The sequence below is a fragment of the Janthinobacterium glycogeni genome, assembly GCF_051380725.1.
Classification (GTDB): Bacteria; Pseudomonadota; Gammaproteobacteria; order Burkholderiales; family Burkholderiaceae_D; genus Janthinobacterium.
Genome location: NZ_JBNYXP010000002.1, coordinates 194,420 through 219,316, shown reverse-complemented (window position 1 = coordinate 219,316; position 24,897 = coordinate 194,420). Strand labels below are relative to the sequence as shown.

The 24,897-nt window shown below is 64.6% G+C and carries 20 protein-coding genes; 8 read left to right on the top strand and 12 right to left on the bottom strand.

What is annotated here, in order from left to right:
- Positions 1-8 precede the first annotated feature (8 nt).
- The 7 genes from ACQ4W4_RS06510 to ACQ4W4_RS06480 form a co-directional block, all read right to left on the bottom strand.
- Positions 9-548, bottom strand: a complete 540-nt coding sequence (locus ACQ4W4_RS06510; protein WP_436541272.1) for a hypothetical protein — start codon at positions 546-548, stop codon at positions 9-11.
- A complete protein-coding gene (locus ACQ4W4_RS06505; RefSeq protein ID WP_436541271.1) occupies positions 545-1,171 on the bottom strand; it encodes a hypothetical protein in 627 nt (208 codons plus the stop codon). The genes ACQ4W4_RS06510 and ACQ4W4_RS06505 overlap by 4 nt, the downstream gene beginning before the upstream one ends.
- A complete protein-coding gene (locus ACQ4W4_RS06500) occupies positions 1,159-1,707 on the bottom strand; it encodes a hypothetical protein (protein WP_436541270.1) in 549 nt (182 codons plus the stop codon). The genes ACQ4W4_RS06505 and ACQ4W4_RS06500 overlap by 13 nt, the downstream gene beginning before the upstream one ends.
- Positions 1,698-2,501 carry a hypothetical protein gene (locus ACQ4W4_RS06495; protein WP_436541269.1) on the bottom strand — a complete coding sequence of 268 codons (804 nt, stop codon included), beginning with the start codon at positions 2,499-2,501 and terminating at the stop codon, positions 1,698-1,700. Before ACQ4W4_RS06495 ends, ACQ4W4_RS06500 begins: the two co-directional genes overlap by 10 nt.
- Positions 2,488-4,185 (bottom strand): GspE/PulE family protein, encoded by a 1,698-nt coding sequence (locus ACQ4W4_RS06490; RefSeq protein WP_436541268.1) that lies wholly within the window; start codon positions 4,183-4,185, stop codon positions 2,488-2,490. The genes ACQ4W4_RS06495 and ACQ4W4_RS06490 overlap by 14 nt, the downstream gene beginning before the upstream one ends.
- Positions 4,186-4,207: 22 nt before the next feature.
- The gene (locus tag ACQ4W4_RS06485; RefSeq protein WP_436541267.1) at positions 4,208-5,401 is read right to left on the bottom strand and encodes a type II secretion system F family protein; all 1,194 of its coding nucleotides are present in this window, start codon (positions 5,399-5,401) and stop codon (positions 4,208-4,210) included.
- A 242-nt stretch (positions 5,402-5,643) separates the two neighbouring features.
- Positions 5,644-8,175 carry a M4 family metallopeptidase gene (locus tag ACQ4W4_RS06480; protein ID WP_436541266.1) on the bottom strand — a complete coding sequence of 844 codons (2,532 nt, stop codon included), beginning with the start codon at positions 8,173-8,175 and terminating at the stop codon, positions 5,644-5,646.
- A 673-nt stretch (positions 8,176-8,848) separates the two neighbouring features.
- Between ACQ4W4_RS06480 and ACQ4W4_RS06475 the strand changes: the two genes are divergently transcribed.
- Positions 8,849-9,505 carry a hypothetical protein gene (locus tag ACQ4W4_RS06475; protein ID WP_086137136.1) on the top strand — a complete coding sequence of 219 codons (657 nt, stop codon included), beginning with the start codon at positions 8,849-8,851 and terminating at the stop codon, positions 9,503-9,505.
- Between the two features lie 94 nt (positions 9,506-9,599).
- Complete coding sequence (locus tag ACQ4W4_RS06470) at positions 9,600-10,568, top strand: IS1595 family transposase (RefSeq protein ID WP_436541265.1); 969 nt, start codon at positions 9,600-9,602, stop codon at positions 10,566-10,568.
- Positions 10,569-10,625: 57 nt separating this feature from the next.
- Here ACQ4W4_RS06470 and argH read toward each other — a convergent pair whose 3' ends face one another.
- Entirely contained in the window at positions 10,626-12,023 is a 1,398-nt protein-coding gene (gene argH, locus ACQ4W4_RS06465) for an argininosuccinate lyase (protein WP_436541264.1), read from the bottom strand.
- 265 nt (positions 12,024-12,288) lie between these two features.
- Between argH and ACQ4W4_RS06460 the strand changes: the two genes are divergently transcribed.
- Both ACQ4W4_RS06460 and ACQ4W4_RS06455 read left to right on the top strand, forming a co-directional pair.
- Entirely contained in the window at positions 12,289-12,486 is a 198-nt protein-coding gene (locus tag ACQ4W4_RS06460) for a hypothetical protein (RefSeq protein WP_436541263.1), read from the top strand.
- Positions 12,487-12,652: 166 nt separating this feature from the next.
- Positions 12,653-13,078, top strand: coding sequence for a GNAT family N-acetyltransferase (locus tag ACQ4W4_RS06455; protein WP_436541262.1), 426 nt, complete (start codon positions 12,653-12,655; stop codon positions 13,076-13,078).
- A 24-nt stretch (positions 13,079-13,102) separates the two neighbouring features.
- Here the strand turns inward: ACQ4W4_RS06455 and ACQ4W4_RS06450 are convergent, their stop codons facing one another.
- Together ACQ4W4_RS06450 and ACQ4W4_RS06445 are read right to left on the bottom strand one after the other, a co-directional pair.
- Positions 13,103-14,491 (bottom strand): YfcC family protein, encoded by a 1,389-nt coding sequence (locus tag ACQ4W4_RS06450; RefSeq protein ID WP_162995779.1) that lies wholly within the window; start codon positions 14,489-14,491, stop codon positions 13,103-13,105.
- A gap of 9 nt (positions 14,492-14,500) precedes the next feature.
- Complete coding sequence (locus ACQ4W4_RS06445; protein WP_436541261.1) at positions 14,501-15,637, bottom strand: succinylglutamate desuccinylase/aspartoacylase family protein; 1,137 nt, start codon at positions 15,635-15,637, stop codon at positions 14,501-14,503.
- Between the two features lie 198 nt (positions 15,638-15,835).
- On the opposite strand from ACQ4W4_RS06445, the gene ACQ4W4_RS06440 reads away from it, so the two are divergent.
- The 3 genes from ACQ4W4_RS06440 (at position 15,836) to ACQ4W4_RS06430 (ending at position 21,048) form a co-directional block, all read left to right on the top strand.
- Complete coding sequence (locus ACQ4W4_RS06440) at positions 15,836-16,834, top strand: MurR/RpiR family transcriptional regulator (protein WP_436541260.1); 999 nt, start codon at positions 15,836-15,838, stop codon at positions 16,832-16,834.
- 35 nt (positions 16,835-16,869) lie between these two features.
- Entirely contained in the window at positions 16,870-19,632 is a 2,763-nt protein-coding gene (locus ACQ4W4_RS06435; RefSeq protein WP_436541259.1) for a TonB-dependent receptor, read from the top strand.
- 162 nt (positions 19,633-19,794) lie between these two features.
- Positions 19,795-21,048, top strand: coding sequence for a cyanophycinase (locus ACQ4W4_RS06430; protein ID WP_436541258.1), 1,254 nt, complete (start codon positions 19,795-19,797; stop codon positions 21,046-21,048).
- Here the strand turns inward: ACQ4W4_RS06430 and ACQ4W4_RS06425 are convergent.
- Both ACQ4W4_RS06425 and ACQ4W4_RS06420 read right to left on the bottom strand, forming a co-directional pair.
- Positions 21,039-22,241, bottom strand: a complete 1,203-nt coding sequence (locus tag ACQ4W4_RS06425; RefSeq protein WP_436541257.1) for a DUF418 domain-containing protein — start codon at positions 22,239-22,241, stop codon at positions 21,039-21,041. The two genes, ACQ4W4_RS06430 and ACQ4W4_RS06425, sit on opposite strands and share 10 nt — an antisense overlap.
- An 8-nt stretch (positions 22,242-22,249) precedes the next feature.
- On the bottom strand, positions 22,250-22,852 hold the full coding sequence (locus tag ACQ4W4_RS06420; protein ID WP_436541256.1) for a TetR/AcrR family transcriptional regulator: 603 nt from the start codon (positions 22,850-22,852) through the stop codon (positions 22,250-22,252).
- 202 nt (positions 22,853-23,054) lie between these two features.
- Between ACQ4W4_RS06420 and ACQ4W4_RS06415 the strand changes: the two genes are divergently transcribed.
- Positions 23,055-24,497 carry an IgA Peptidase M64 gene (locus tag ACQ4W4_RS06415; protein WP_436541255.1) on the top strand — a complete coding sequence of 481 codons (1,443 nt, stop codon included), beginning with the start codon at positions 23,055-23,057 and terminating at the stop codon, positions 24,495-24,497.
- The last annotated feature ends 400 nt before the right edge of the window (positions 24,498-24,897 follow it).

Here is a 24,897-nt window from a genome sequence, read left to right as displayed (position 1 = left end):
GCGTCGTTTCAATTGAGATCCCCTACGGCGAGTGTCTGTTTCAGGTTGAGCGGCAGATAGGTAAATTGCAGGGAACCCTGCACCACGCCGTCGAAGCGGTAGCGTTCTTCGAGCGTGTCGCCGGGCCGCGCCACCACGTTGCGTTCGCCCGCCTGGAGAAAATAGGCGGCCTTGCCTTCGTCGACGAAGCGGCCCAGGAATTGAAACGGCAGCGGTGGCGGCGCGTTCGTATCGGCGCGGGCAGCGGGCAGCGCGGCCTGGGCCGCCTGCTGGTCGAGCATGATCTTTTTCGGCGTCTCCGGCTGCCAGCTTTGCTTGGCGAACAGGGTGGCCGCTTCCTCGTCATCGAGCCCCCGGCGCGGTTCGATGGCCAGCGCGCGATGGGCTGGCGCAGCGGCAGTGGCTGCAGCGAGAGGCGCGACCGCCACCCGTTCCACCTGGCGCGGCGTGGCCGTGGCCGGCCCCACGATGCTGCCTTCGTCCTCGGGGGCGAAGAGGACTGCCAGCAATGTCGCGACGGCGGCGGTTCCCAGTACGGCTTTTTTCATCGGCGCACCTCCGCCTTTTTTACCAGCAGGATGAACTGAATGCGCGCATCGATCTCGCCCGCCTCGATCTGCTCGCGCTTGAACAGCACGGAGTCGAGCGTCAGGGTGGGCAGCGTCTGCAGGGCGTCGACGATAAAGGTTTGCAGCTGCGCGTATTCGGCTTTCACGGGCAGGGTGATCTGGTAGCGCAAAAAGGCCGTGTTGCCGTCTTCCTGCGGCTTGTAGTCGGCCTTGGCCAGGGTGACGCCGCTCTTTTGCGCCACTTCCAGCAAGGCCTTCAACTGTTCGGGAATGCTGTCATGCGCGGGCAGGTAGGCGTGAAAGGCGGCCAGGCTTTCGGCGTCGGCGTCGGCGTCGAGGGTGACGGGGGCCGGCGGCAGCGCCGCCTGTTTCGCCATCACGGCCAGCTGCGAGCGCAATGGCTGCTGGCGTCCGGCCAGCGCCTCGCCCTGCTGCATGGCGAAAGCGGCCAGCGCCAGGCCTGCCGCGCCGATGGCGCTGGGCCAGCCCAGCATGCGCCACAGACGCTGCGCTTCCCACGCCATGCGCGGCGGCATATGCAGCTGCAGGCGGGGACGGGCCGCAGGCGCGCCGGCTTTGAACACGGGTTTTATTGCCGCCATTGCGCCTCCAGCTGAAAACGGTAAGGGTGTGCGGGCGCCTGCGCGTTGGCGTTCATCTCGTGCTTGAGCAGATACACGGAACTGAACATGGGCTGCTGATTCAGAAAGGCCAGGTAATTGAGCATGTCTTGCGGGGTTTCCGCTTCGGCGGCGATTTTCAGCACGCTGGCGCCATCCTGACCCTGCTGCGCGTTCAGGTCCAGCCCCAGCAGGGCCACGCGCACGTCGCGCGGCGCCTGCACCGTTTTCACCAGGCGCGTGACGGGCAGATTGAGTTGGCGCACGGCGGCGGCCACCTGTTTCAGTTCGAGGTCGCGTTCGCGCTGCTGGCTCGCCGAGAGGGGCGCGCGCACGGGGCGCGCGGGCTGCAGTTGCGCCAGTTGCGCTTCCAGGCGCCGCGTTTCCTGCGCCTGCACCAGCCAGTACACGGCGGCCGGCAGCAGCAGCAAGCCGCCCGCCAGGCACAGGGCCAGACGCCAGCCCCTGAACGCCTGCGCGGCGCCGGGTGGCAGGAATTCCAGGCGGCTCAGGCCCATGCTGCCTCCCGCATCAGGTGCGCGCCGCTGGCCACGGCGATGGGCACGAAGCGTTCGGGCAGGTTTGCTTGCGGCACGCCGCTCAAGTCGATCAGCGCCACCTGTTCGATGGTGTCGAGCTGCGGCGCGCGCAGGTTCCAGCGCCGCCACGCCCGATCCAGTTCGTCGCCCCAGGCCGCGGCGCAGGACTGGCTGTGCAGGGCCGTGATGCGCCCGCCGCTGCTGGTGGCCAGCAGCAGCCGGCCCGCTTCCACCAGGGCGAAGGCGGCAGGTTTGCCACCGGCAGGTTTGCTGCCGGCGATGCTGCGCCAGGCCGGTCCGGCGATGGGTTCGATGGACAGGCAGCGCCGGCCATGTGCGGCCGCCGCGTCCTGCACGCCTTGCAGCAGGGCCGCATCGATGCCGCAGGCCAGGCGCGGCATGCCGTAAGGTGCATCGTCGGCGGCCAGGCGCCAGGTCCGCGCGCCTTCGCCATACACGGCGCCGAATTGGCTGTGCAGGAAGCGCTGTGCGCTGCTCCGGTCGAGCAGGGCGCCGCTCCACGGCACCATCAGCATGGCGCACCAGCGGCTGGCCAGGCTGACGGCCAGCGGCAGTTTTTTGCCGCCATCGTGTTCGAGCCAGCCACGCAAGGCGGCCAGCGCCACTTCCCAGCTGGCGTCGGGATTCGCAATGGGCAGGTGGAAGGCGCTGCCGGGCACGGGACGGCCGGCGCGGCGCAGCACGCCGTAGAGCGCCTGCGGCGCCAGGTGCAGGCACACGGTGGCGCGGCTGACACGTTCAATAAGTGACACGATTGAGCTCCGCTAGAGTGGTTTCGCCGCGCCGCACCAGGTGGAGGCCCGCCTCGCGCGCCAGGCGAAAACCGTTGCGCGCCGCCTCTTCCTTCATCTGGCTCAGGGGCGCGCGCGTGCAGATCATTTCGCGCATGGCGTCACTGAGCATCAGCACCTCGGCGACGGCCTTGCGGCCCTTGTAGCCTGTGCCGCGGCAGTGGCCGCAGCCCTTGCCGGCCATGAATTGCCAGTCCTGCACCTGGTGCAGGGCCAGGCCGCTGTCGCGCAGCTGCTGCGCATCGGCCAGCACCTCGGCGCTGGCGTCGACGGCGCAGTGGGCGCAATTGAGGCGCAGCAGGCGCTGCGCCACGATGCCGTTCAGGGCCGCCGCAAAGCTGTAGGCGTCGACGCCCATGTGCAGGAAGCGGCCGACCACATCGAACACGTTGTTCGCGTGCACGGTGGTAAACACCAGGTGGCCCGTCAGCGCGGCTTGCACGGCGATCTGCGCCGTTTCGTCGTCGCGGATTTCGCCGATCATGATCTTGTCGGGATCGTGGCGCAGGATGGAGCGCAGGCCGCGCGCGAACGTCAGGCCCTTCTTTTCATTGACGGGGATCTGCAGCACGCGCGGCAGCCGGTATTCGACGGGGTCTTCGATGGTGACGATCTTGTCACGCCCCGTATTGATCTCCGTGATGGCCGCGTACAGCGTGGTGGTCTTGCCCGAACCCGTGGGACCCGTCACCAACAGCATGCCGTGCGGCTTGGCGGCCAGGCGGCGGATCTGCTCGATGGCGTCCTCGTTCAGGCCCAGGCTTTCCAGGCGCAGCGCCTGCGCCGCTTCCGTCAGCGCGCGCCGGTCCAGCAGGCGCAGCACGGCGTCCTCGCCAAAGATATTGGGCATGATGGAGACGCGGAAATCGATCTCCGCTCCCTTCACGCGCACCTTGAAGCGGCCATCCTGCGGGATGCGGCGCTCGGCGATGTCGAGATCGGCCATGACCTTGATGCGCGAGATGATCTGTTCCGCCATCGCCAGTCCCTGCACCTGGCCCGCCTGCACCAGCACGCCGTCGACGCGGTATTTGATGACCAGGCTGGCCACGTCGCATTCGAGGTGGATGTCGCTGGCCTGGAATTTCAGGGCGTCGTAGATGGTGGAGTTCACCAGTTTCACCACCGGACTGCTGTCTTCGCTGATGCGGATCAGCGAGATGTCCTCGATGCTCTGGTCGAGTCCCGGCACGTCATCGCCATGCTGCATCTCCTGCATGGCCTGCTGCACGCTTTCCTGCTGCTGCAGGTAGGCGGCCAGGTCGTCCGGATGCGCCAGCGCCACCGTGAATGGCGTGCGCAGGGCGAAGTCGGCCCATTGCAGCAGGTCTTCGGCAAACGGGTTGCCGATGACGAGCACGGGCGGCGCACCCGGAGCATCGGGCTGCAGCAGCACGCAGTCGCGCTGGGCACAATCCGTGTAGGGCAGCAGGGCAAAGGCGGGCAAGGTGGCCTGCAGCTCGGCCATCGTCCACGCCGGATAGCGGAACAGGGCGGCCAGCTGGCGCAAAAAGACTTCGGGCGGCAGGGCCGCCGTTTCCTGCAGCACGGCCATCTGCGGGCGGCCCTGTTCCAGCGCGCTCGCATGGGCGCGGCGCAGCATGGCCGCATCGAGCACGGCCCGTTCTTCGTCGCGCGCGTTCATGGCATGACTTTCACGATAACGTTCACGATAAGCTCCCCGCCAGTTCAAAGATCGGCATGTACATCAGCACCACCACGCCGCCGATGACGACGCCGATGATGGTCATCAGGAGCGGTTCGAGCAGGCGCGAGGCCCAGTCCACCCAGCGGGCGAATTCCTCGTCGTGGAACTTGGCCGAGCGTTCCAGCATGTCGCCCAGGCGGCCCGTGTTCTCCCCCACCTTCAGCAGCGATTGCGCCACCGGCGTGGCCATGCCGGCCTGTTCCAGCGCGGTGGAAAACGGCATGCCTTCCTGCACCGCGCGGCGCGCCTGCGCCAGCTGTTCCTGCTGCGCCCGCAGCAGCATCGGCGCGACCATGGCCAGCGCCTTGTGCAGGGGGATGCCCGCGTGCAGCAGCAGGCTCAGGGCACGGTAGAAGCGGGCCAGGCGGAACTCCGCCGCCTTGCCGGCCAGTACGGGCAGGCGCAGCAGGCGCAAGACGAGGGCCTGGCGCGCGCCGGCATTGGCGACGCCGAAGACCACGGCACCGACGGCGGCGGCCAGCGCGCCGGCGCACAGCAGCGGATGCGCGGCCAGGGTCTGGCCAAAGCCGAGCAGCATCTGCGACATCCAGGGAATTTCGCGCCCCGAGCTTTCGTAGACGACGCTGAATTTGGGCACCACGTAGCCGAGCAGGAACAGCGTCACCAGGCCGCCGACGATGAGCAGCATGCACGGGTAGATGGCGGCGGAAATGAGCTTTTTGCGGATGGCGTCGAACTGCAGCTGGTAGCCGACGAAGCGCGCCAGCGCCTCGGGCAGGTTGCCCGAGCGTTCGGCCGCATGCACGGTGGCGATGTAGATGTCGGGGAAGATGTCGGGGAAACCGGCCAGGGTGTCGGAAAAGCTCTGTCCTTGCTGCAGGGTGAGCACGATGGCGGCCAGGGTGGCCTTGGCGCCAGGGCGCGTTTCCTTGTTGTGCAGGGTGGCCATGGCCTCGCCCAGGTTCAGGCCCGCTTCGAGCAGGGCCAGCAGCTCCTGGCTGAATTGCAGCAGGGGCAGGCCCTGTTTGCCGGGGCGCAGCGCGGCGCCCGCATCCGGCGCGGCGCCAGCGTCTACGGCCAGCACGCGCCAGCCGCCGCGCACGGCCGCGCGGATCGCCTCGGCCTCGCTGGCGGCATCGATGGCCAGCGCCTGGCTGCCCGCCGGGCCCTGTACTTGGAGGTGGAACTGCATGGCCGGCTCAGGCGAGCATGGTGGCAGGCGTAAAAATGGACAGGCTGGAATGGGGGAAAGCGCGTGCGGACAAGGTGGAAGTAGGCATCGGTCAGGAACCATCCAAAAAAGTTCAATTCGTCGCGGGTACCGGCAGCAGGCAAGATGCAATCACTGCCTCAGGGTAGACTGGAATTGCCAGGAAATCAATCGTGCTGTGCGGGCAAGCCTCGTTTCGATGGCTTGCCCGCAGGTTCAGCCGCTTACTGGGTAACCAGGCTGACCTTGTCGATCACGAACGAGGTTTGCAGCGACGCGTCCTCGGTGGCGGCGAACGAGATCTGCACGGTCTGGCCCTTGTAGGCGATCAGGTCGAAGGTGCGGATCTGGTAGCCGGCCGCCTTGTTCACGTTCGAGTACGAGGCCAGGGTGCCCAGCACCGTGCCGGCGCTGTTCTTCACGGTGACGACCAGCTTGTCGTACACGGTATTGCCCGTTTCCGCCGTGTCGATATGCAGCGCAAAGGTCAGGCTGGCGGACGTGGCGGCGGCCGGAATGGCCACGCTTTGCGTCAGCGATTCGCTGGCCGTCGCGCCATTGCCGCCCAGCCAGGCGTACTTCGTGCCTTCGTACGCGGTTTGCCCCGTAAACGTGCCGATGGCGCCCGTGGTGCCGCTCCAGCCCGTGGCGCCGGACTCGAAGCCGCCGTTCGTCACGCGTTCGGTGGCGCTGCTGGTGCCCACCGTCAGCGTGGCGTTGTTCGACGTGGCCGTCACGGCGGGCGACGAGGCATCCGTCACCGTCGCCTTGAAGACGGCGCCGCTGTCGGCCGCCACGGCCGTGAAGCTGTAGGCCGGCGACGTGGCGCCGCTGATCACGGCGCCGTTGCGGTACCACTTGTAGGTGTAAGGCGCCGTGCCGCCGCCCGCGCCCACGGCGAACGAGGCGGTGGCGCCCGGTGCGACGGTGATGCTGGCCGGCTGGCTGGTGATGGTCACCGCGCCGCCCGTCGTCGATTCATCGACGTCGGCCCCCACGTTGATGGCCGCATACGCGCGCTTGACGGCGATCGATTCCGCGCTGCCCACGCCATACAGTTCCTCGGCTGCCTGCAGCACCTTGTTGCGCGCGTCGGCGTAGTTGGTCGACGAGGTGAACTTGGTGGTGGCGGCCTTGAACCAGATGCGGTAAGCCTTGTCGCTGCCGATACCGGTCATGGCCAGCGGGCTCTTGTTCAGGTAGGAGCTGTAGTAGTCGCTGCTGGACGTGGAATTCGAGCCTTGCGACAGGAAGTAGAACATGCGGTTGTTCGGGCCGCTGCTGTAGTGGACGTCGAGGTTCTTGATGGTGCTGCTCCACGCATTCGGGCTGCTGCCATCCTTGCTCGGCTTGTATAGCCAGCGCAGCGGCTGGCCGTTCTTGGCGATTTCCTTGCCCGTCATCCAATCGTTGCCCGTGTTGGGGATGCTGGTGCCCGTGCCGCCGGCGCGCGCATACGCTTCCACCATTTCGCCTGCGATGTCCGAGCTCGACTCGTTCAAGCCGCCCGACTCCTGCGAGTAGATCAGGCCCGAGGTGGCATCCGTGATGCCGTGGCCCATCTCATGGCCGATCACGTCGATGGAGCCGAGGTTGTTGAACGAGCTGCCGCCGTCGCCGATGTACATGCATTTGCAGCTGCTGTCGTAGTAGGCGTTGTCGTAGGCCGTGTTGACGTGGGCGGCGATATGGGTGGCCGTGTTGTTGCCGTCCAGGCTGGACCAGCCCAGCACATTCTTGTGCGTGTCGTAGGTGTTCATCAAGCCCCACATCGCGTTCACGGCCGCCGTCTGGCCGTTGGCGTTGGTGGTGCTGCCGCCGCTGATGTACTGCTGGCCGTCGCCCCAGGTATTGCTGGTGCTGCTGTACACGCTGCCCGAGGTGGTGCCGTGGTTGGCGTTCGTGATGGCCATGCCGCCGAAGCTGCCGCCCGTGCCGCGGCTGGGGTCCTTCATGGTGTAGGTGCTGCCCGTGAGCGTGGTGTTGAGCGGCACCTGGCCGTTGTACTGGCTGTTGCCGATGCCGGCGACGGTTTTCAGGGCTTTCCATTGGCGCAGGATGCGGCCATCCCTGGCGCTGACGATGGTGTCGTAATACACGGGCTTGTTGCCGCTGATCATGCGCGTCTGCACCAGGTAGGCCAGCTCGTAGTGGTCGACCACGTCCTGCACGTCGAGGGCGTTCAGCGCCGCTTCCGACTTGTTCTCGGCGCCGGCCACGCGCACGGTTTTCATCACGGGGTAGATCAGCAGCTGCGCATGCGGCGGCACATGGTCGACGGCCGGCACGCCGATGCTTTTCACGGCGGCGGCGATGGCGGCGGCGGCGCTGACGGCCGGCGTGGTGTCGATATCGGTGGTGGCGCTGCGGGTGACGGAATTGACGCCGCCGCTGCCGAGGCCCGACGCGCGGTCCGACACGGACTCGCTGACGATGTCGCCGGCGCTGTTGCTGACCACCACCGTCTCGGAACCGAAGACGGGCAAGCCTTTGTAGGTGTGCTGTACGCGGCTCACGCGCGTGCCGCTGACACCCGGATGCTGGGCGCCGACGGCAAAGCCATGCTCGGTATTGAGGCCGCGGCTGCGTGCCTGCGCGGCCAGTTTGTTGACCAGGCTGGCGGTCTCTTGTGGAGAAGCCAGGGCGACCGGCGCGGCCATCAGGGTCTGTGGCAGCGGGGTGGCGGCATCGGCCGTGGTGGCCATCAGCGGCAGGGCGGCGATGGATGCGGCAACTATCGTCAAACGTAAATTCATTTCTGCTCCATGGTATCGGTTAAGGAAATGGTGAATGAGCTGGCCGCGATGCCTGATGGCCACCCCGGTGCGCCTGGCGGCGGGCGGATAGCCTGCCGTTTTGTGGTGGCATGACGCCGGGTAGGGGGACACTAAACTTGTCGAGATCGCGATGTCAAAAAATTCAAGAAATGGGTCACTCCGCGAATTTTTGTTAAGAATTGAACATTTATCGGCGTCGCATCGTTGGAAAGTTTGATCTACCACAAGCTGCAACTTTTGTTTTGGACTACTACCCCTATTGGCGCGCTCTGTTGGAAAAACACTGTTGCCTTTTCTAAATATTGCGATCTACACTAGCTCTTCGTATTGCCCCCAGCGGAGCACGCGAAGACAAAAAAAGCGCACGCGGCAATGACCGCGTCCAGATACAGCGCATCGGGAAAAAAATCGGGAGTTTCACATGATGTCAGTTCTGTTTTCTGCTGTTGGTTTCAGCCATTTCCCCTCTGGAGCGGCACTCATGCTGCATCCGCCTTCCTAGCCGCCGCCAGCCGGCTCTTCCCCCGCGAGGGGATTCTTTTCCTTAAGTCCGACCGCGCCGCCCGGCGCGGCCGCTGGCGCAGTGCATCTTTTTTTCAGGAAGGGTTGCCGGCTCCTGGTGCGTGCACCGGAATCACCGGCCCGACGAACTATGCTTTCGATAGCGACCAAAGTGGAACAGATCGTGATGGAATCGGCCTTTCTCAGCGAGGGATTGGGCCGTGGCTTGCTCAATCTGTCGGAGCTGGCGCGCCAGCTGCAGCCGCAATTGCAGACCGACTTATGGAAACCGGTGGGACAGGCCGCCGTGGTGATGGCGCTGCGCCGCCTGGCCGAGCGGATGCCGCAGCAGAAAAACGGCGAGATCGTGCTGGCGCACCGCGCGGGCGAACTGTCCACCCGCAGCGAATTGATGGTTTTTACCTACCGCTATTCCGACCAGACGTATGCCTGCCAGCGCCAGTTGCTGGCGCTGGCAGCGCCGCAGCGTGGCACATTCATCACCATTACGCGCGGCGTCAACGAGGTGATGGTGATCTGCAGCCGTTCGCTGCACGCGCTGGTGGAAGAGGTCTTCGGCGAAGAGCAGGAATTGGCGCGCCTGGAACGGGTGACGGCCGTGACCCTGCACCTGGCGGCCGAAACCTGCTATACGCCGGGCGTGTATCACGCCATCCTCAAGCGCCTGGCCTGGGAGCGCATCAACCTGATCAACATCATTTGCACGTATACGGAGCTGACCTTGCTGCTGGAAGCATCGCAGACGGGGGCGGCGTTTTCCGTGCTGTCGAAAATCGTCGCGCAATGAAAAAGGCTCTGTCCTCGTAAAATAGGGGAAATGCCGGAATCTTCCCATGGCGGTGCTGTCTGACTCTGCATACCCACCACACAGGGAGCAGATCATGCAGCCAGCCAAATGGATCCGCTTTATCGCGCAGTTTGCGCAGTTGAACCGGCGCCAGCGGCAGGCAGGCATGGCCCTGCTGCGTGGCAACACGCCACACGACGCGACCGTCGCGCTGCTGGAGGGCGTGGCGCAGCCGCGCCTGGCCTGTCCCGCCTGCCGTTCGGCTCACCTGCACCGGCATGGCCATGCGCACGGCTTGCAGCGCTACCGCTGTGTGCCTTGCGGGCGCACCTTCAATGCCTTGACGGGGACGCCGCTGGCTCGCCTGCGCCATAAATCGTTGTGGCTCGACTACGCCGATTGCTTGCTTGCATCGGATTCCGTGCGCAAAGCGGCGCTACAACTGGGCGTGCACCGCAACACCACGTTTCGCTGGCGCCACCGGTTTTTATCGTTGGCAAAAACGGACCGGCCGCATGGCCTGCATGGCATCGCCGAGGCCGACGAGCTATATGTGCTGGAATCGGAAAAGGGCTCCAGGCAGATGACGCGTCCGGCCCGCCGCCGTGGCGGCCGTGCGCAACGGCGCGGCATATCCAACGAGCAAGTCTGCATCCTGGTGGCGCGCGACCGCACGGGCCAGACCCTCGATTTCGTCACGGGCAAAGGGCAACTGACGAAGGCGCAATTGCACCGCTGCTTGTTGCCTGTCGTCGATAAGGATATTCTGCTGGTCACGGATGGCCATGCGGCCTACCGGGCGTTTGCGCGGGAAGCGGGCCTCAGTCATCAGGCCGTCAACTTGCGCGCCGGCATCCGCGTGCAGGGCGCCGCGCACGTGCAGAACGTCAACGCGTATCACAGCCGCCTGCGCGAATGGTTAAGGCCGTTTCACGGCGTGGCCACGCGCTACCTGCCAAACTACCTGGGATGGCGCTGGATACTCGATGCCAGGCGCATCCGCTCACCAGAAACGTTATTGAAAGCAACGCTGGGGGCATTCCCACATCTGACGGTGACATAGCCATGAAAAACGCCCCGCTGCATCGCTGCAGCGGGGCGCTGGCGGGACGCAGCCCGCTTATTTTTCCAGCTGCGTACGCACGCGGGCGATCGCGGCGCGCACCTGGCGCGGCGCGGTGCCGCCCACGTGGTCGCGCGCGGCTACGGAGCCTTCCAGGGTCAGCACGGCAAACACGTCGTCGTCCGTCAGCGGGGAAAACGCGCGCAGCTGCTCGAGCGACAGGTCGGCCAGGTCGCAGCCGGCATCGACGCAGGCGCGCACGGCCAGGGCCACCGCTTCATGGGCGTCGCGGAATGGCAAGCCTTTCTTGACCAGGTAGTCGGCCAGGTCGGTCGCCGTGGCGTAGCCCTGCAGGGCCGCCGCGCGCATCGCTTCCGGTTTCACCGTGATGCCGCCGGCCATGTCGGCAAAGATGCGCAGGGTGTCGATGACGGTGTCGACGGTGTCGAACAGCGGTTCCTTGTCTTCCTGGTTGTCCTTGTTGTAGGCCAGCGGCTGGCCCTTCATCAGGGTCAAGAGGCCAATCAGGTGGCCGTAGACGCGGCCCGTCTTGCCACGCGCCAGTTCCGGCACGTCCGGGTTTTTCTTTTGCGGCATGATCGACGAGCCGGTGCAGAAGCGGTCGGCGATGTCGATGAAGCCGATGCGCGGGCTCATCCAGATCACCAGTTCTTCGGCCATGCGCGACACGTGCATCATCAGCACGGCGGAGGCGGCGCAAAATTCGATGGCGAAGTCGCGGTCCGAGACAGCGTCGAGCGAGTTGTGGCACACATCGTCGAAGCCCAGCGTTTTTGCCACGCGCAGGCGGTCGATGGGGAAGGTGGTGCCGGCCAGGGCGGCGGCGCCCAGCGGCAGGCGGTTGACGCGCTTGCGGCAGTCGGCCATGCGCTCGGCGTCGCGGCCGAACATTTCGACATACGCCAGCATGTGGTGGCCGAAGGTGATCGGCTGGGCCACCTGCATGTGGGTAAAGCCCGGCATGATGGTGTCGGCATGCTGCTCTGCCAGGTCCGTCAGCGCGCTGCGCAACGTCGCCAGCAGCGTGGTGATGTCGTCGATGGCGGAGCGCACGTACAGGCGGATGTCGGTGGCCACCTGGTCGTTGCGCGAACGGCCCGTGTGCAGGCGTTTGCCCGCATCGCCTACCAGCTCGGTCAGGCGTTTTTCGATATTCAGGTGGACATCTTCCAGGTCCAGCAGCCATTCGAACTGGCCGGCGGCGATTTCCTGCGAGATTTGCGCCATGCCGCGCTGGATTTCCGCGTAGTCGGCCGGGCTGATGATGGCTTGCGCATGCAGCATTTCCGCATGGGCCAGCGAACCCTCGATGTCGAACAGCGCCAGGCGCTTGTCAAAAAATACAGAAGCTGTGTAGCGCTTGACGAGGTCCGAGACCGGTTCGGAAAACCGGGCCGACCAGGCTTCGCCCTTTTTGGAGAATTGATCAGTCATGAAAGAAGTCCTTTAGTGTACGGCGATTATAAACAAGGTTGGCCTGCGGTAGGGCTTTTAGGGGCTTGCAGGGCGCTGAAATGGCCAGGAACGGGGCTGGCCAGCCTCAAATGCCACGCCGAGGGGCTGTTGTGCGTTTCATCCGGGCTTTTTGTATTCTGTCCCGCAAATCGTGCGTTTGGTCGCAATCCGATGGCGGTTCAGGGGGGATCGGCCTACAGTTCAATCATCGCAGCACACAACCCGCCACTCAAAGGACACCATCATGAACATCGCTAAAAACATGGAAGCCATCTTCGTTGCCATCATCGCCGTCGCCGCGGCCACCAGCCTGGCCACCGCCGCCGTGCCGAAGTTCCGCGCCGCGCCCGTCTCCATCCTTGCCAGCGCCGATCAAGCCACCATGCACACCGTGTACGTCAGCGCCAAGCGTTTGAGCGCCGAAGAAAAAGCCGCCCTGTAAGCGCGGCGATGGCATTGCAGACAGTTCAAGAAGCATCGGCAGCAAACAGCAACACCGCATCACGGACAGGCAGAACGGGCGGCGCCCCCGGTTCTATCCAGCCCTGGTGACAGCCGCAGAAAAAAGGCCGATGATCGTGTTTTTCAACGATAGCAGGGCCAGCGCGATGTCACATTTGATGATCAGTACCGACAAGGCGGAACTCGACGTTCCAGCCATCCACCATTTTCTCAGCACGCAATCGACATGGGCCATCGGCATCCCGCTGGCAACCGTACAGCGTGCGATCGACCATTCGCTCTGCTTTGGCGGCACGCTGGACGGCCGTCAGGTGGCGTTCGCCCGCGTGGTCACCGACTACGCCACATTTGCCTATCTGGTCGACGTGTATGTACTGGAAGAATACCGCGGCCGTGGCTACAGCAAGCGCCTGATGGAGGCCGTGACGGCGCATCCCGGCTTGCAGGGCTTGCGCCGTTTCATGCTGGCCACCAGCACGGCGCATGATTTGTATGCGCGCTACGGCTTTACGGCGCCGCTCAGGCCGGAGACGCTGATGGAGCGGTATGTGCCGGATATCTACCAGCGTTGATTGTCTGAGCGGCTGGACCGGCGTTTACTGCCAGTGCATCAGGCACGGTGGAATCAAGAGCAGCAGCGCCAGCACCAGATAGATCAGCTGCAGCGGAATCATCCACTTGGCCCAGGTAATCCACGGCACGCGCGCCAGCGCCAGCACGCCGACAGTGATGCCGGACGTGGGGATCATCGGCGTGGTGAATTCGCCGAACTGGAAGGCCAGGATGGCGGTCTGGCGCGTCACGCCCACCAGGTCGGCCAGCGGCGCCATGATGGGCATGGTCAGCGCCGCCTGGCCGCTGCCCGAGTGGATGAAGAAGTTGATCACCGACTGCATGAAGAACATCTTCTGCGCGGCGAAGACGGGGCTCGACGAGGCCACCAGGGGCGTCAATGCATGCAATATGGTGTCGATGATCTGCGCGTCGCGCGCCAGTATCATGGTGCCGCGCGCCAGCGCGATGACCAGCGCCACGCTGACCATGTCGCGCGCACCCTGCACGAACGAGGCCACCAGGCTGTCCATGTCGAGCCGGCCGACCAGGCCGACGATGATGGCCATCACGAGGAACAATGCGGCGATTTCATCGATGAACCAGTCGTACTTGACGACGCCGACGACCATCGTCAGCAAGGTGGCCATGAAGATCCACAGCACGGCGCGGTGCGTGCGCGTCATGCCGGCAAAGCTGTCCAGGTCCATCGAATGTTCGCTGCGCTTTTCGATGTCGAGCAGGTAGGTCGGGCTCTTTTCCGGATGGCGCTTGATGCGCGCCGCGTACCACATCAAAAACACGATGCTGACGGCCGTGGCGATGGCCCACACGATCAGGCGGTAGCCGATGCCGGAAAAGATCGGCACGCCGGCGATGCCCTGCGCGATGCCGACGTTGAACGGATTTAAAAAGGCCGCGGAAAAGCCCACCTGCGAGCCGATGAAGGGAATCGACACGCCCGTGATGGTGTCGTAGCCCAGGGCCAGGGCCAGCGGCACGAAGATCAGGATGAAGGGAATCGCTTCCTCGTTCATGCCGAAGGTGGCGCCGCCCAGCGAAAACATGGTGAAAAAGACGGGGATAATGGCGGCGCGCACGAAGCGCGAACTGGTGTGCGCCTTGGCAATGGCCTTGATCAGCGAATCGAAGGCTTCCGTTTTTTGCAGCACGGCGAAGGCGCCGCCGACGATCAGCACGAAACCGATGATCAGGCTGGCGTCGACGAAGCCCTTGATGGGCGCCATCATCAGCGCAGCCAGGCCCTGCGGCTTGTTGGCTACGTAATGAAACGTGCCGGGGATGATCAGCTGCTTGCCGTTCACCAGCTGCGTGTCGAATTTCCCGCCCGGCACCAGCCAGGTCGCCAGCGCGATCATGGCCAGGATGGCGCACAGCAGGACGAAGGTATTGGGCAGCTTGAATGTTCTCATGGGTGGCATTTATTGGCTCAGCAGGCTGCCGCCGCGGAAGGCGATGCTGCCTGCGACCTTGCCGACGTTCATGCCGCGCAGGACGTGGCGGTGGGCGCTGCGCGCAAAAAAGACGCCGGCGACGGTGCAGCGCAAGGTCGTCGTCTCGCCGCTGACGGGGTCGATCAGGTCGGCCAGCGCGTCGCCGGCGGCCAGCACCTCGCCCATTTCGCGCAGGTAGACCAGCACGCCGTGATGCGGCGCGAGGATAGGTTCCACGCCGGCCAGCGGCGTCGGCTCGCATTGCGGCGCGGGCAGGTCGTCGCCGGCGCCGGCTATCTCCAGCACGCCCTCGATGGCGAGAAAGCGCAGCAGGGCGGCGGCGTCGCGTTCGGCCAGGGCGTAGCTCACTTCCACTTCGCCGCGCAGTTCGACGGTGGTCGACAGGCAGGCGGCGGGAATCGGATAGCGGCCGCCGAAGTGCGCGTCGAGGTCCCACCACAATCGGCTGCAGGCTTCGTCGAACGGCTCTTCGCCGGCCGCCAGTTCCAGCAGCACGGCGCGCGCGCCCAGGAGCGCGGACAAGGGCGCGATCTGCTTCGCCAGCGGCGTGCCCGTATAAATGTGCAGGGCCGCTTCGTTATCGCAATGCAGGTCGAGCACGATGTCGGCGTCGATGGCCATGCCCAGCAGGGTTTTCTTCAACGTTTCCGCATCCGTGCCCGGCCGCCAGGCGGCGACGGCGGCGCGCGCGTGCTCGCGTATCAGCGCCACGTTGGCTTGCGCATCCTGCCCCAGCTGGCCATCGAGCGTGGTTTTCAGTTCATCGGCCACGTGGCGGTAGGCGCGGTTGAAGTTGATGCCGGTGGTCAGGTCGAAACGGCCGAACGGCGCGCCATGGATGGCTTGCGCCAGGCCGATCGGGTTGGCGGCCGGCACCAGGATGATTTCGCCGTGGATCTTGCCCGCCGCTTCCAGCGCCAGCAGTTCGCGGCGCAAAAATTGCGACACCAGCATGCCCGGCACCTCGTCCGCGTGCAGCGCCGCCTGGATGTAGACCTTCTTGCCGCTGCGGCTGGTGGCGGCCGCGGTGCCGAAGTGGAAGCTGCTTAATTGGCATGACATGCCGGCGTGCGCGGTGGAGATGGAATGCTGTTGTACTTGCATGGTAGGCGCCCCGAAAAGGTGCATGGTTGATGGATTCCGGTCGATTATGTAGCAATATTTTCACGAAGTAAATCAATGAAAATCCTTTTACAAATATTTGTTGAGTTTTCTTTTTGATATGAGTACAGTAGTTTCCAGCGACCGATTTCGCCTTCCGCCAGTGATCCGCCGTCCCCAAGAATACAGGCCGCCAGTGATATGAGAGCACCCGCCAGTCCTGCCAGAAACAGCGCCCCCACGCTACTTGCCACCACGCTGGCATCGCCCGATGCCGCCTTCGTGCAATCGCCGCTGGGGCAGGCGCTGATGCACGTGCTGGCCGGCGGCTCGGCGTCGCAGCGGCAGATCGCCGATTACCTGCTGCGCAACCAGATGCGCGTGACGGCGCTGGGCATCGAGGAACTGGCCGACAGCTGCCAGGTATCGACGGCCACCATCAGCCGCTTCGCGCGCGACATCGGCCAGAAGAATTATTCGGCCATGCGCGGCGCCATGGCCGAAACCCTGCAATCGCTGTTGCAGCCGGTCGACAAACTGCGCCGCACGATAGAGCGGCGCGCGCGCGCCACCTCGCCCGTCACGGAAAGCCTGGAATATGCGGCCGCGAACATCGCCGCCACGTCCGACGCCCTGTCGCCGCACGCCATGCAGGCCGTGGTGCGTCGCCTGACGCGCGCCAAGGTGGTGTATGTGATGGGCTTCGGCCTGTCGGCCAACCTGGCCGGCATGCTGGTGCAGCATCTGCAGCCGTTTTGTCCGCATGTGGTGGAAGTGGTGGGCATCGGCGGCTCGGAAGTGGCGGCCGGCCACCTCGTCAACCTGACGGCGCAGGACGTGCTGGTGGTGATCTCGTTCCCCCGTTACACGCTCGACTGCATCGGCCTGGCCAGCTTCGCGCGCGACCGCGGCGCCTGCATCGTGGCGCTCACCGACTCGCCCGCGTCCCCACTGGCCGAACTGGCCGATCACGCGCTGTATGCGCAAAGCACGCATCCCGTCCTGCCCAGCAGCGCCAGCACGGCGCTGGCCATGATCGAGGCGCTGGCCGTGGCGTTGATGGTGTCGAACAGGAAGAACGTAGAAAAAGCGGCCCGCTTGAGCGAAGTCATCTCCGCCTATCTGTACGGCGGCGAGCATGGCGTGCAAGCTACCCGGAAAACAGCAGTAAAGCAGCGCAAGGCAGTACAAAAATCATGATAAAAATCAGACATACACCATCGGGGAGAGATGCAATGCAGATGAAAAGACAGGTCGGCCGTTCCGTATTGCCACGCGAGTCGGCGCTGGCGCAAGGCGTGCGCCTGGCGTTGGGCGCCGTGGGCGTGTCGGCGGCGCTGGGCATGCTGGCCGGCGGCGCGCAGGCGCAGGAGCAGGGGACGGATGTGGAGCCGGCACCGAAAAAAATGCAGCGCGTGGAAATCACGGGGTCGGCCATCAAGCGGCTGGAGTCGGAGACGGCGCTGCCCGTGCAGATCATCACGCGCGCCGAGATCGAAAAGGCGGGCGTGACGACAGCGGCCGAACTGATGGCGCGCGTGTCGGCCAACGTGGGCGGCCTGACCGATGGCGTCAGCATCAACGTGGGCGGCGACCAGCGCGGCTTCAACAGCGCCAACCTGCGCGGCGTGGGCACGTCGTCGACCCTGGTGCTGCTCAATGGCCGGCGCATGGCCAACTTTGCCTCGCCCGGCGACGATGCGGGCGTGGACCTGAACAACATCCCCGCCGCCGCCCTGCAGCGCGTGGAAGTGCTGCTCGACGGCGCCTCGGCCCTGTACGGCACGGACGCCATCGGCGGTGTCATCAATTTTATTACGCGCAAGGATTACCAGGGCGTGGAGTTGAATGCCTATGGCAGCGGCACGCAGGAAGGCGGGGCCGGCAAGCGCACGGCCAGCATCACGGCCGGCACGGGCGACCTGGCCACGGATGGCTACAATATCTTTGCCGTGGTCGACCTGCAAAAAACCGACCGCCTGAGCACTTCGCAGCGCAAGTTCGTTCCGAACCTGCATGTGGCGGAACGCCTCGGCCATTTGCTGTCCAGTTACACCAGTCCGGCGAATATCCGCCTCTCCAGCGACCAGCGCGACTACCTGCAGGAACAGGGCTTCCTGCTCAATGGCCAGCCGATCACGAATCGCCTGATTAATCTGTCGATTCCAGGCTGCAGCGGACCGGCCAATGTGTACCTGCCGGCTGGCACGGGCGGCGTCGATGCGTGTACCTATAACTACATGGGCGACACCGAGCTGTATCCGAAAACGGACAAGCAGAACCTGCTCACGCGCGGCGTCCTCAAGTTGAACAACGATCACCAATTGTATGCGGAGGTGGCGTTGAGCCGTTCGCGCAGCTATTACGTGGGATCGACGGCGCGGCCGGATGGCGAAATCGACGCCAGCATGGTGCCGCAGCTGAACGCTGCCGGCTTGACCGGCACGCTGGCCCTGCGCATCCGTCTGAACGAAGCGGGCATGCGCACCAGCGAATTGACCAGCGAAAGTCAGCGTTACGTGGTGGGCGCCACCGGCACCGTGGGCGGCTGGGATTACGACGTGGGCTTGAATCACAGCGTCAATGTGGTCAGGGACAAGGACACGCACGGCTACCTCCTGGCCGACCAGCTACAAAAGGGCATCACGGATGGCACCATCAATCCGTTCGGCCCGTCCAGCGCGGCGGGCAAGGCGCTGCTCGAGAGCATCCAGGTCAACGACGAAGTGCGGCATGCGCGCGGTGTCATGGACTCGCTCGACATCAAGGTGTCGCGCGCCTTGATGTCCATGGGTGGCGGTGACATGGCGCTGGCGGTGGGCGGCGAAGTGCGGCGCGAGCGCACGGATTTCCGGCCATCCGCATTGCTAATGAGCGGTAACATCACCAACGATGACGCGCCCGAAGGCGGCGTGGCCACCAGCGACAGCCGCAACGTGCAGGCCATCTATAGTGAACTGCTATTGCCGTTTAGCAAGCAATGGCAGGCGCAGCTGTCCGGCCGCTATGACCATTACCAGCAAGTGGGCGGCGCCCTCAGTCCGAAGATCGGCCTGACCTACATGCCCAGCAAGCAGGTGCTGCTGCGCGCCTCGGCCGGCAAGGGCTTCCGCGCGCCGTCGATGTCGGACCTGCATCGGCCCACTGTCTATAGCCAGACGGCGACCCTGCCTGATCCCGTGTACTGTGAAGCCGAGAACAACGACTACTCCGTCTGCGCCGACAACTGGCGTACGCGCCGCTACAGCAACGACAAGCTGAAACCCGAACGCAGCCGCCAGTTCACGGCCGGCGTGGTGCTCGAACCGAGCCGGCACTGGACCTTCAGTGCCGACTACTGGAACATCAGGCGCACGGATTTGATCAGCGAGATCGGCGATGACATCATTCTGTCCAACCTGTCCAAGTACGGCAACCTGGTGCACCGAGACGAAGACAATGGAATCCGCTACATCGAGCTGCGCAAGGAAAACCGCGGTGCGCAAAAAGCTGCGGGCATCGATATCACGGCCGACCTGCATGGCGTGAAAACGGCGTGGGGGCGCTTTGGCGGACATCTGAGCGGCACGTATGTGCTCGATTCGAAGATCCAGACCAGCCCCGGCGATGTCTTCATCAGCAATCTGAACAAGTTCGTTACGGACGGCGTGGTGCAGCGCTGGCGCCATACGATCACCCTCGACTGGGACAATGGCCCGTATTCGGCCAGCCTGTCGAACACGTATTCGAGCGGCTACGATGACCAGAACTCGGCCATCAATACCGACGACGGCAGCGTGGTCAAGCCGAACCGCGTGAAGGCGTACACGCTGTGGGACATGTCGGGCGCGTATGCGGTCAGCCAGCAGTTCAAGCTGCGCGCGGGCATACAGAATCTGTTCAATACCAGTCCGCCATACTCGAACCAGGCCTACTATTTCCTCTCCGGCTATGACCCGACCTACGCGGACCCGCGCGGCCGGCGCTTCTACGCCAGCGCCAATTACAGCTTCAAGTAAGCATTTTTACATAGAAGCGTGGAGATACCGCAATAACGCTGTCATATGCTGCAAGTAATATCGTGGTTCGATGCAGTTGGGTTGCAGGCAGCAGTTTTGGCAGCAAGGGCGCGCGCCGGGATCACCAAGTGCGCGCCCCTTTCCTTGTATTTGAAAGGCATCATGAAATCATTCTCAAGCCGGTATCACACTCTTTGCGCCGCGCTGCTGTTCGTGCTGGCATTGTGCAGCTTCCATGCCGTGGCGGCGCCCGGCGGCAGCGCCATCGGCAGCGCGCCGCAGGGCACGCTCGTCATCATCGGCGGCGGCCTGCGCGCTGACAATGCCGAAGTCTGGCAGCGCATCGTCAAGTTGTCGGGCGGTCCAGGCGCGCGTATCGCCGTGCTGGCCTCGGCCGCGATGAACCCGGAAAAATCGGGTGAAAGCATCATCAAGAAGCTCAATCAATATGGCGCGGACGCCTTTTTCGTGCCGCTGGCCGTCAAGCTGGCCAATCGCGATTACCGCAAGGCGGCCGAAGATCCGGCCATCGTCACGCAGATCAAGTCGGCCACCGGCATCTATTTTGCCGGCGGCGACCAGGGGCGCATCACGCAAGCCTTGCTGCGCCCGGACGGCAGCCGCACGGCCGCACTGGAAGCCATCTGGTCGGTCTACCGCAACGGCGGCGTGATCGCAGGTTCCAGCGCCGGCGCCGCCATCATGAGCACGACCATGTTCTACGACGCCAAACCCGTGCTCGACATGCTCAAGATGGGCGTCACGGATGGCCGCGAGATCGCGCCCGGACTGGGCTTCATCGGCAGCGACGTCTTCGTCGACCAGCATCTGCTGGTGCGCGGGCGTTTTGCGCGCATGATTCCCGTGATGCTGAAAAAAGGCTATCACCTGGGACTGGGCATCGATGAAAACAGCGCCATGGTGGTCGACGCCATGCGCGACGTGGAAGTGATCGGCTACAGCGGCGCCCTGCTGATCGACCTGTCGGGCGCCATCAGCGACCGCGGCGTGAAAAATTTCAATATCAGTAATGCGGCCATCAGCTATCTGGACCGGGGCGACAAATTCAATCTCGTCACGCGCGTGTTTACGCCCTCGCCGGACAAGGCCGACAACAAGCTCGATCCGAACCAGCCCGACATGCGCGAACCCGTGTTTACCAACGATATCCTCGGCAACAACGCCGTGCTCGACCTGATGGGCAACCTGATCGACAACGCGCAGCAGGAAGCCATCGGCATCGCCTTCGGCAACCCGCGCGACCCGTACCCGGACCTGGGCTTCGAGTTCCGCTTCAGTAAAACGGTCAACAGCGTCGGCTACAGCTCGACCGAGGCGGAAGCGTATTCGGTGCTTAAGCTGCGCCTCGACATCCGCCCGATCCAGCTGCGCCAGCCGCTGTACCGCTACAAGTAGCTTGCGCCGGTGCGCCGCCAGCGCGGCCACGCGGCGATCGTCAGGGCCCGCAGCAGCCACTCGACGGGGCCATACGCATGGCCGCGCAGCCACCAGCGGCTCAACGGCAGCTGCAGGCTGAAGATGATGACGGCCAGCGCCAGTGCACCCGGCGGCGAGACGCTGCCCATCAAGCGCGCGCCATACGCGAGGAACAGCCAGGCGCAGACGGCCGACTGCAGCAGGTAGTTCGACAGGGCCATGCGGCCCGTGTCGGCCAGCAGCGCAAACAGCATGCCGTCGCGCAGGCGTTCGAACAGGGCCAGCGCCAGCGCCAGGTAGGCGCCCGCCAGCAGCGGCGCGCTTGCCAGGCCCGCGGCCAGTCCCGCCACTTGCCATGCCTGGCTCTCCCCATACACCGAGGTCCAGGCATAGACGGCGGCGCCGGGCAGGCCTGCCAGCGCGCCGGCCCACAGCAGGCGGCGGCGCAGCGGCAGATAGTCGGCCGCGTGCAGCAGCATTTCGCGCTTGCCGGCGGCCAGGCCGCACAGGAACATGGCCAGCGCGCACGGCGCCTGCACCAGCAGCAGGACGATCCAGATCTCGCTCAGTTCACGCAGGTGCTGGGTAATCACGGCGGCCGGCGTTGCGCGGTAGGCGGCCAGCGCGCTTGCCGCCTTTTGCGCCATCGCCACGGCGTTGTCCGCCGCGTCGCCCGCCGGCTGCAGGCTTTGCAGCCATGCCATGCCGGTCCAGAATGCCACGCAGGCGACGACGAGGAGACAGGCCAGGGTCAGGGCGGGCCGCTCGCCGCAGCGGTGCAGCGCCAGCAGCACGATGCCCAGCACGGCGTAGGTGGTGAGTATGTCGCCATGAAACAGGAACACCGCATGCAGGGCGCCGATCAGCCACAGGCCAGCCTGCCGGCGCAGCATGCGCGGCACGAATGGCGCATCGGCGCGCGCGGCCGCCTGCATCTGCAAGGTGAAGCTGTAGCCGAAAAGGAAGGAAAACAGCAGGTAGAACTTGGTTTCGAACAGCAGGGCGACGAGAAAGTGCGTGGCGCGGTCCACGCCGCCGTGAAAGGCGGGATCGGTCAAGCCCAGGCCGAACCAGGGCGTGGCGAAGGCGCCGATATTGACGACCAAAATGCCGAACAGCGCGCAGCCGCGCAGGGCGTCGACGTCGGCGATGCGCGTGGGCCGGGTTGTCATGGCGGCGCTCATGCCAGGGCCGGGCGCAGGAAGCGCGCTAGCAACAGGTGCAAACCGGCGCGCTGCGCCAGCGGCGCGTAATCGGGATCGACGGCGACCCGGTTGAAGATGCCGTCGATCAGCGCGGCGATCCAGCCGGCCGTTTGCGCGGCGTCCAGCGCGGCGTCGATCTGGCCCGCCGCCGCCGCCTCTGCCAGCAAGGTTTGCAGGCCTCGGCGCAGGCCGGCGTCGTTGCGCGCCACCCTGGCCGCGATGTCCGTGTCGCGCATCGCCTCGGCGGCAATGTCCAGCGCCAGTCCCGCAAAGTTCGCGTCGGCCGCCAGCGCCAGCACCAGGTCCATGAAGTCGAGCAGGGCGCCGTACGCATCGGCGCTGCCTTGCACGCCGGCGAAATAGGCGGCCGTCTCGCTGCCTTCCTGGTCGACGATGGCGGCGATGATGGCTTGCTTGGAGGGGAAGTAGTGAAACAGGTTGCCGGGACTCATGCCCGCTTGCGCGCAGATGGCGGCGGTGCTGGTCTGGTGAAAGCCCTTGCGCGCGAAGCAGCTGCGCGCGGCGGCGAGAATGGCGTCGCGGCGGGCCGCGTGTTTTCCGGGATCGATGGTGCGCATGGCGGTTTGCTGTCCTTTTAATTAATCGACTAGTCAATCTAATATAAACCGATCGCCTTGCCTGGTCAAGCTGGGCGCTTTGCAGGCCTCATTCCTGTCGCTACAATGTGCCGCACCGGATTTTTCCATGCCCGCCGCTGGCGCCGCTGTTTGTTCGGAAAACCGTTTCTTTTACCCGTTTTTCTACCGTGTCAGGAATGAGATGCAACAGACTCCGATTCGATCCTTCCTTTGCGCGCTGGCGCTGGCCGCCGGCACCGTTCCCGCTGCGCAGGCCGATAATGCCCCGCTGCCGGCCACCATGCGCCTCGATTACCAGCACAGCGGCAATGCGCTGGGCGAACATTATGCGGTCGAGCGCGTGCTGGTCGAGCCGCTGCCTTGGCCGGGTAACCCGGCGCGCCCCATCGATGACAGCAACCGTGGCAACAATCTGCTAGAAGTGGTCGACATCAAGTCGGGCAAGGTGCTGTACTCGCGCGGCTTTTCCACCATCTTCGGCGAGTGGGCCAGCACCGACGAAGCGAAGACCACCACGCGCGCCTTCCAGGAGTCCGTGCGCTTCCCGCAGCCCGAGCACCCCGTGCGAATACGCATCCTCAAGCGCGACGAGCGCGGCTTGTTTTCCATCGTGTGGAGCACCGATGTCGACCCTGCCGCGCAGGACGTGATCCGCAAGCAGCCGCCGGCGCCCGTCAAGCCGATCCCGATCCGTGTCGAAGGCCCCTCGTCCGGGAAGGTCGACCTCCTGATCATGGGCGATGGCTACACGGCGGCCGAAATGGGCAAGTTCGAAGCGACGGCGCGGAAATTGGCCGAGCACCTGTTTACGGTGTCGCCATTTCGCGAGCGGGCCAAGGACTTCAACGTGTGGGCCATGGCCGCGCCGACGCAGGAATCGGGCGTGTCGCGCCCATCGACGGGCGTGCATCACGCTTCGCCCTTGGGCACGCGCTACGACATCTTCGGCAGCGAGCGCTATGTGCTGACGACGGACAACCGCGCACTGCGCGACCTGGCGCAATACGCGCCGTATGAGTTCATCGAAATCCTCGTCAATAACGATACCTACGGCGGCGGCGGCATCTTTGGCCAGTTCAGCACGGCGGCGGCGAACAACGACTGGGCCAATTACCTGTTCGTGCATGAATTCGGCCACCATTTCGCCGGCCTGGCCGACGAGTACTACACCTCGCCCGTGGCCTACCAGTCGAACGGCGAACGCCAGGAGCCGTGGGAGCCGAACGCCACGGCGCTGCGCGATCCGTCCAAACTGAAATGGAAGAGTCACGTCAAGACGAGTACGCCGCTGCCGACGCCCTGGCCGAAGCAAGCGTACGACAGCCATGCGCGCGAATACCAGAAGCAGCGCGCCGCCCTGCGCGCGGCCAACCGCCCGGAAAGCGAGATGAGCGATTTGTTCAAGGCCGACCTGGCATACACGCAGCAGCTGTTCTCGAAGGCGCCGCAGCGCCATGCGGTGGGCGCCTTCGAAGGCGCGAACTATGAGTCGTCCGGCTACTACCGGCCCGAGATGCAGTGCATCATGTTCGACCGCAGCGAGACGTTCTGTTCCGTATGCCAGGATGGCATCAGCACCATCATCGACCTGTATTCGCGTCCCGCCCCGGCGCCGGGAACATAATGCCGTACATGTCGTTGGAGTAAGCATGGCGGGCCATGTTGCATCGCAATAGCATGGCCCACCGTTTTACCGTGCCCCGCCTTGTGCCGCGCGCCACGGCGCCACGCCGATTGTTTTTCAGGCAATCTCCCCTCACTTTTACACGGCCGCTTTTTTGTGCGCCAGCCCGGTGATATTATCAAATAAGCACCGCGATTCGATTGCTTGTCAATTAGTTCATTTAAATAATATTGATGTAGAATTTGATTTATATCAATGTTGCATTGCCGCAATCGCACTTATAGTTGACCTAGCTCAAAACGATAAGCATGCGGACCGGACTCATCGCGAATCACGTATCTAAATGCTGTAGAGTAATTTTTGCCCTGTACCAGTTCCCCGAGAATGCACTGGTGCCGGC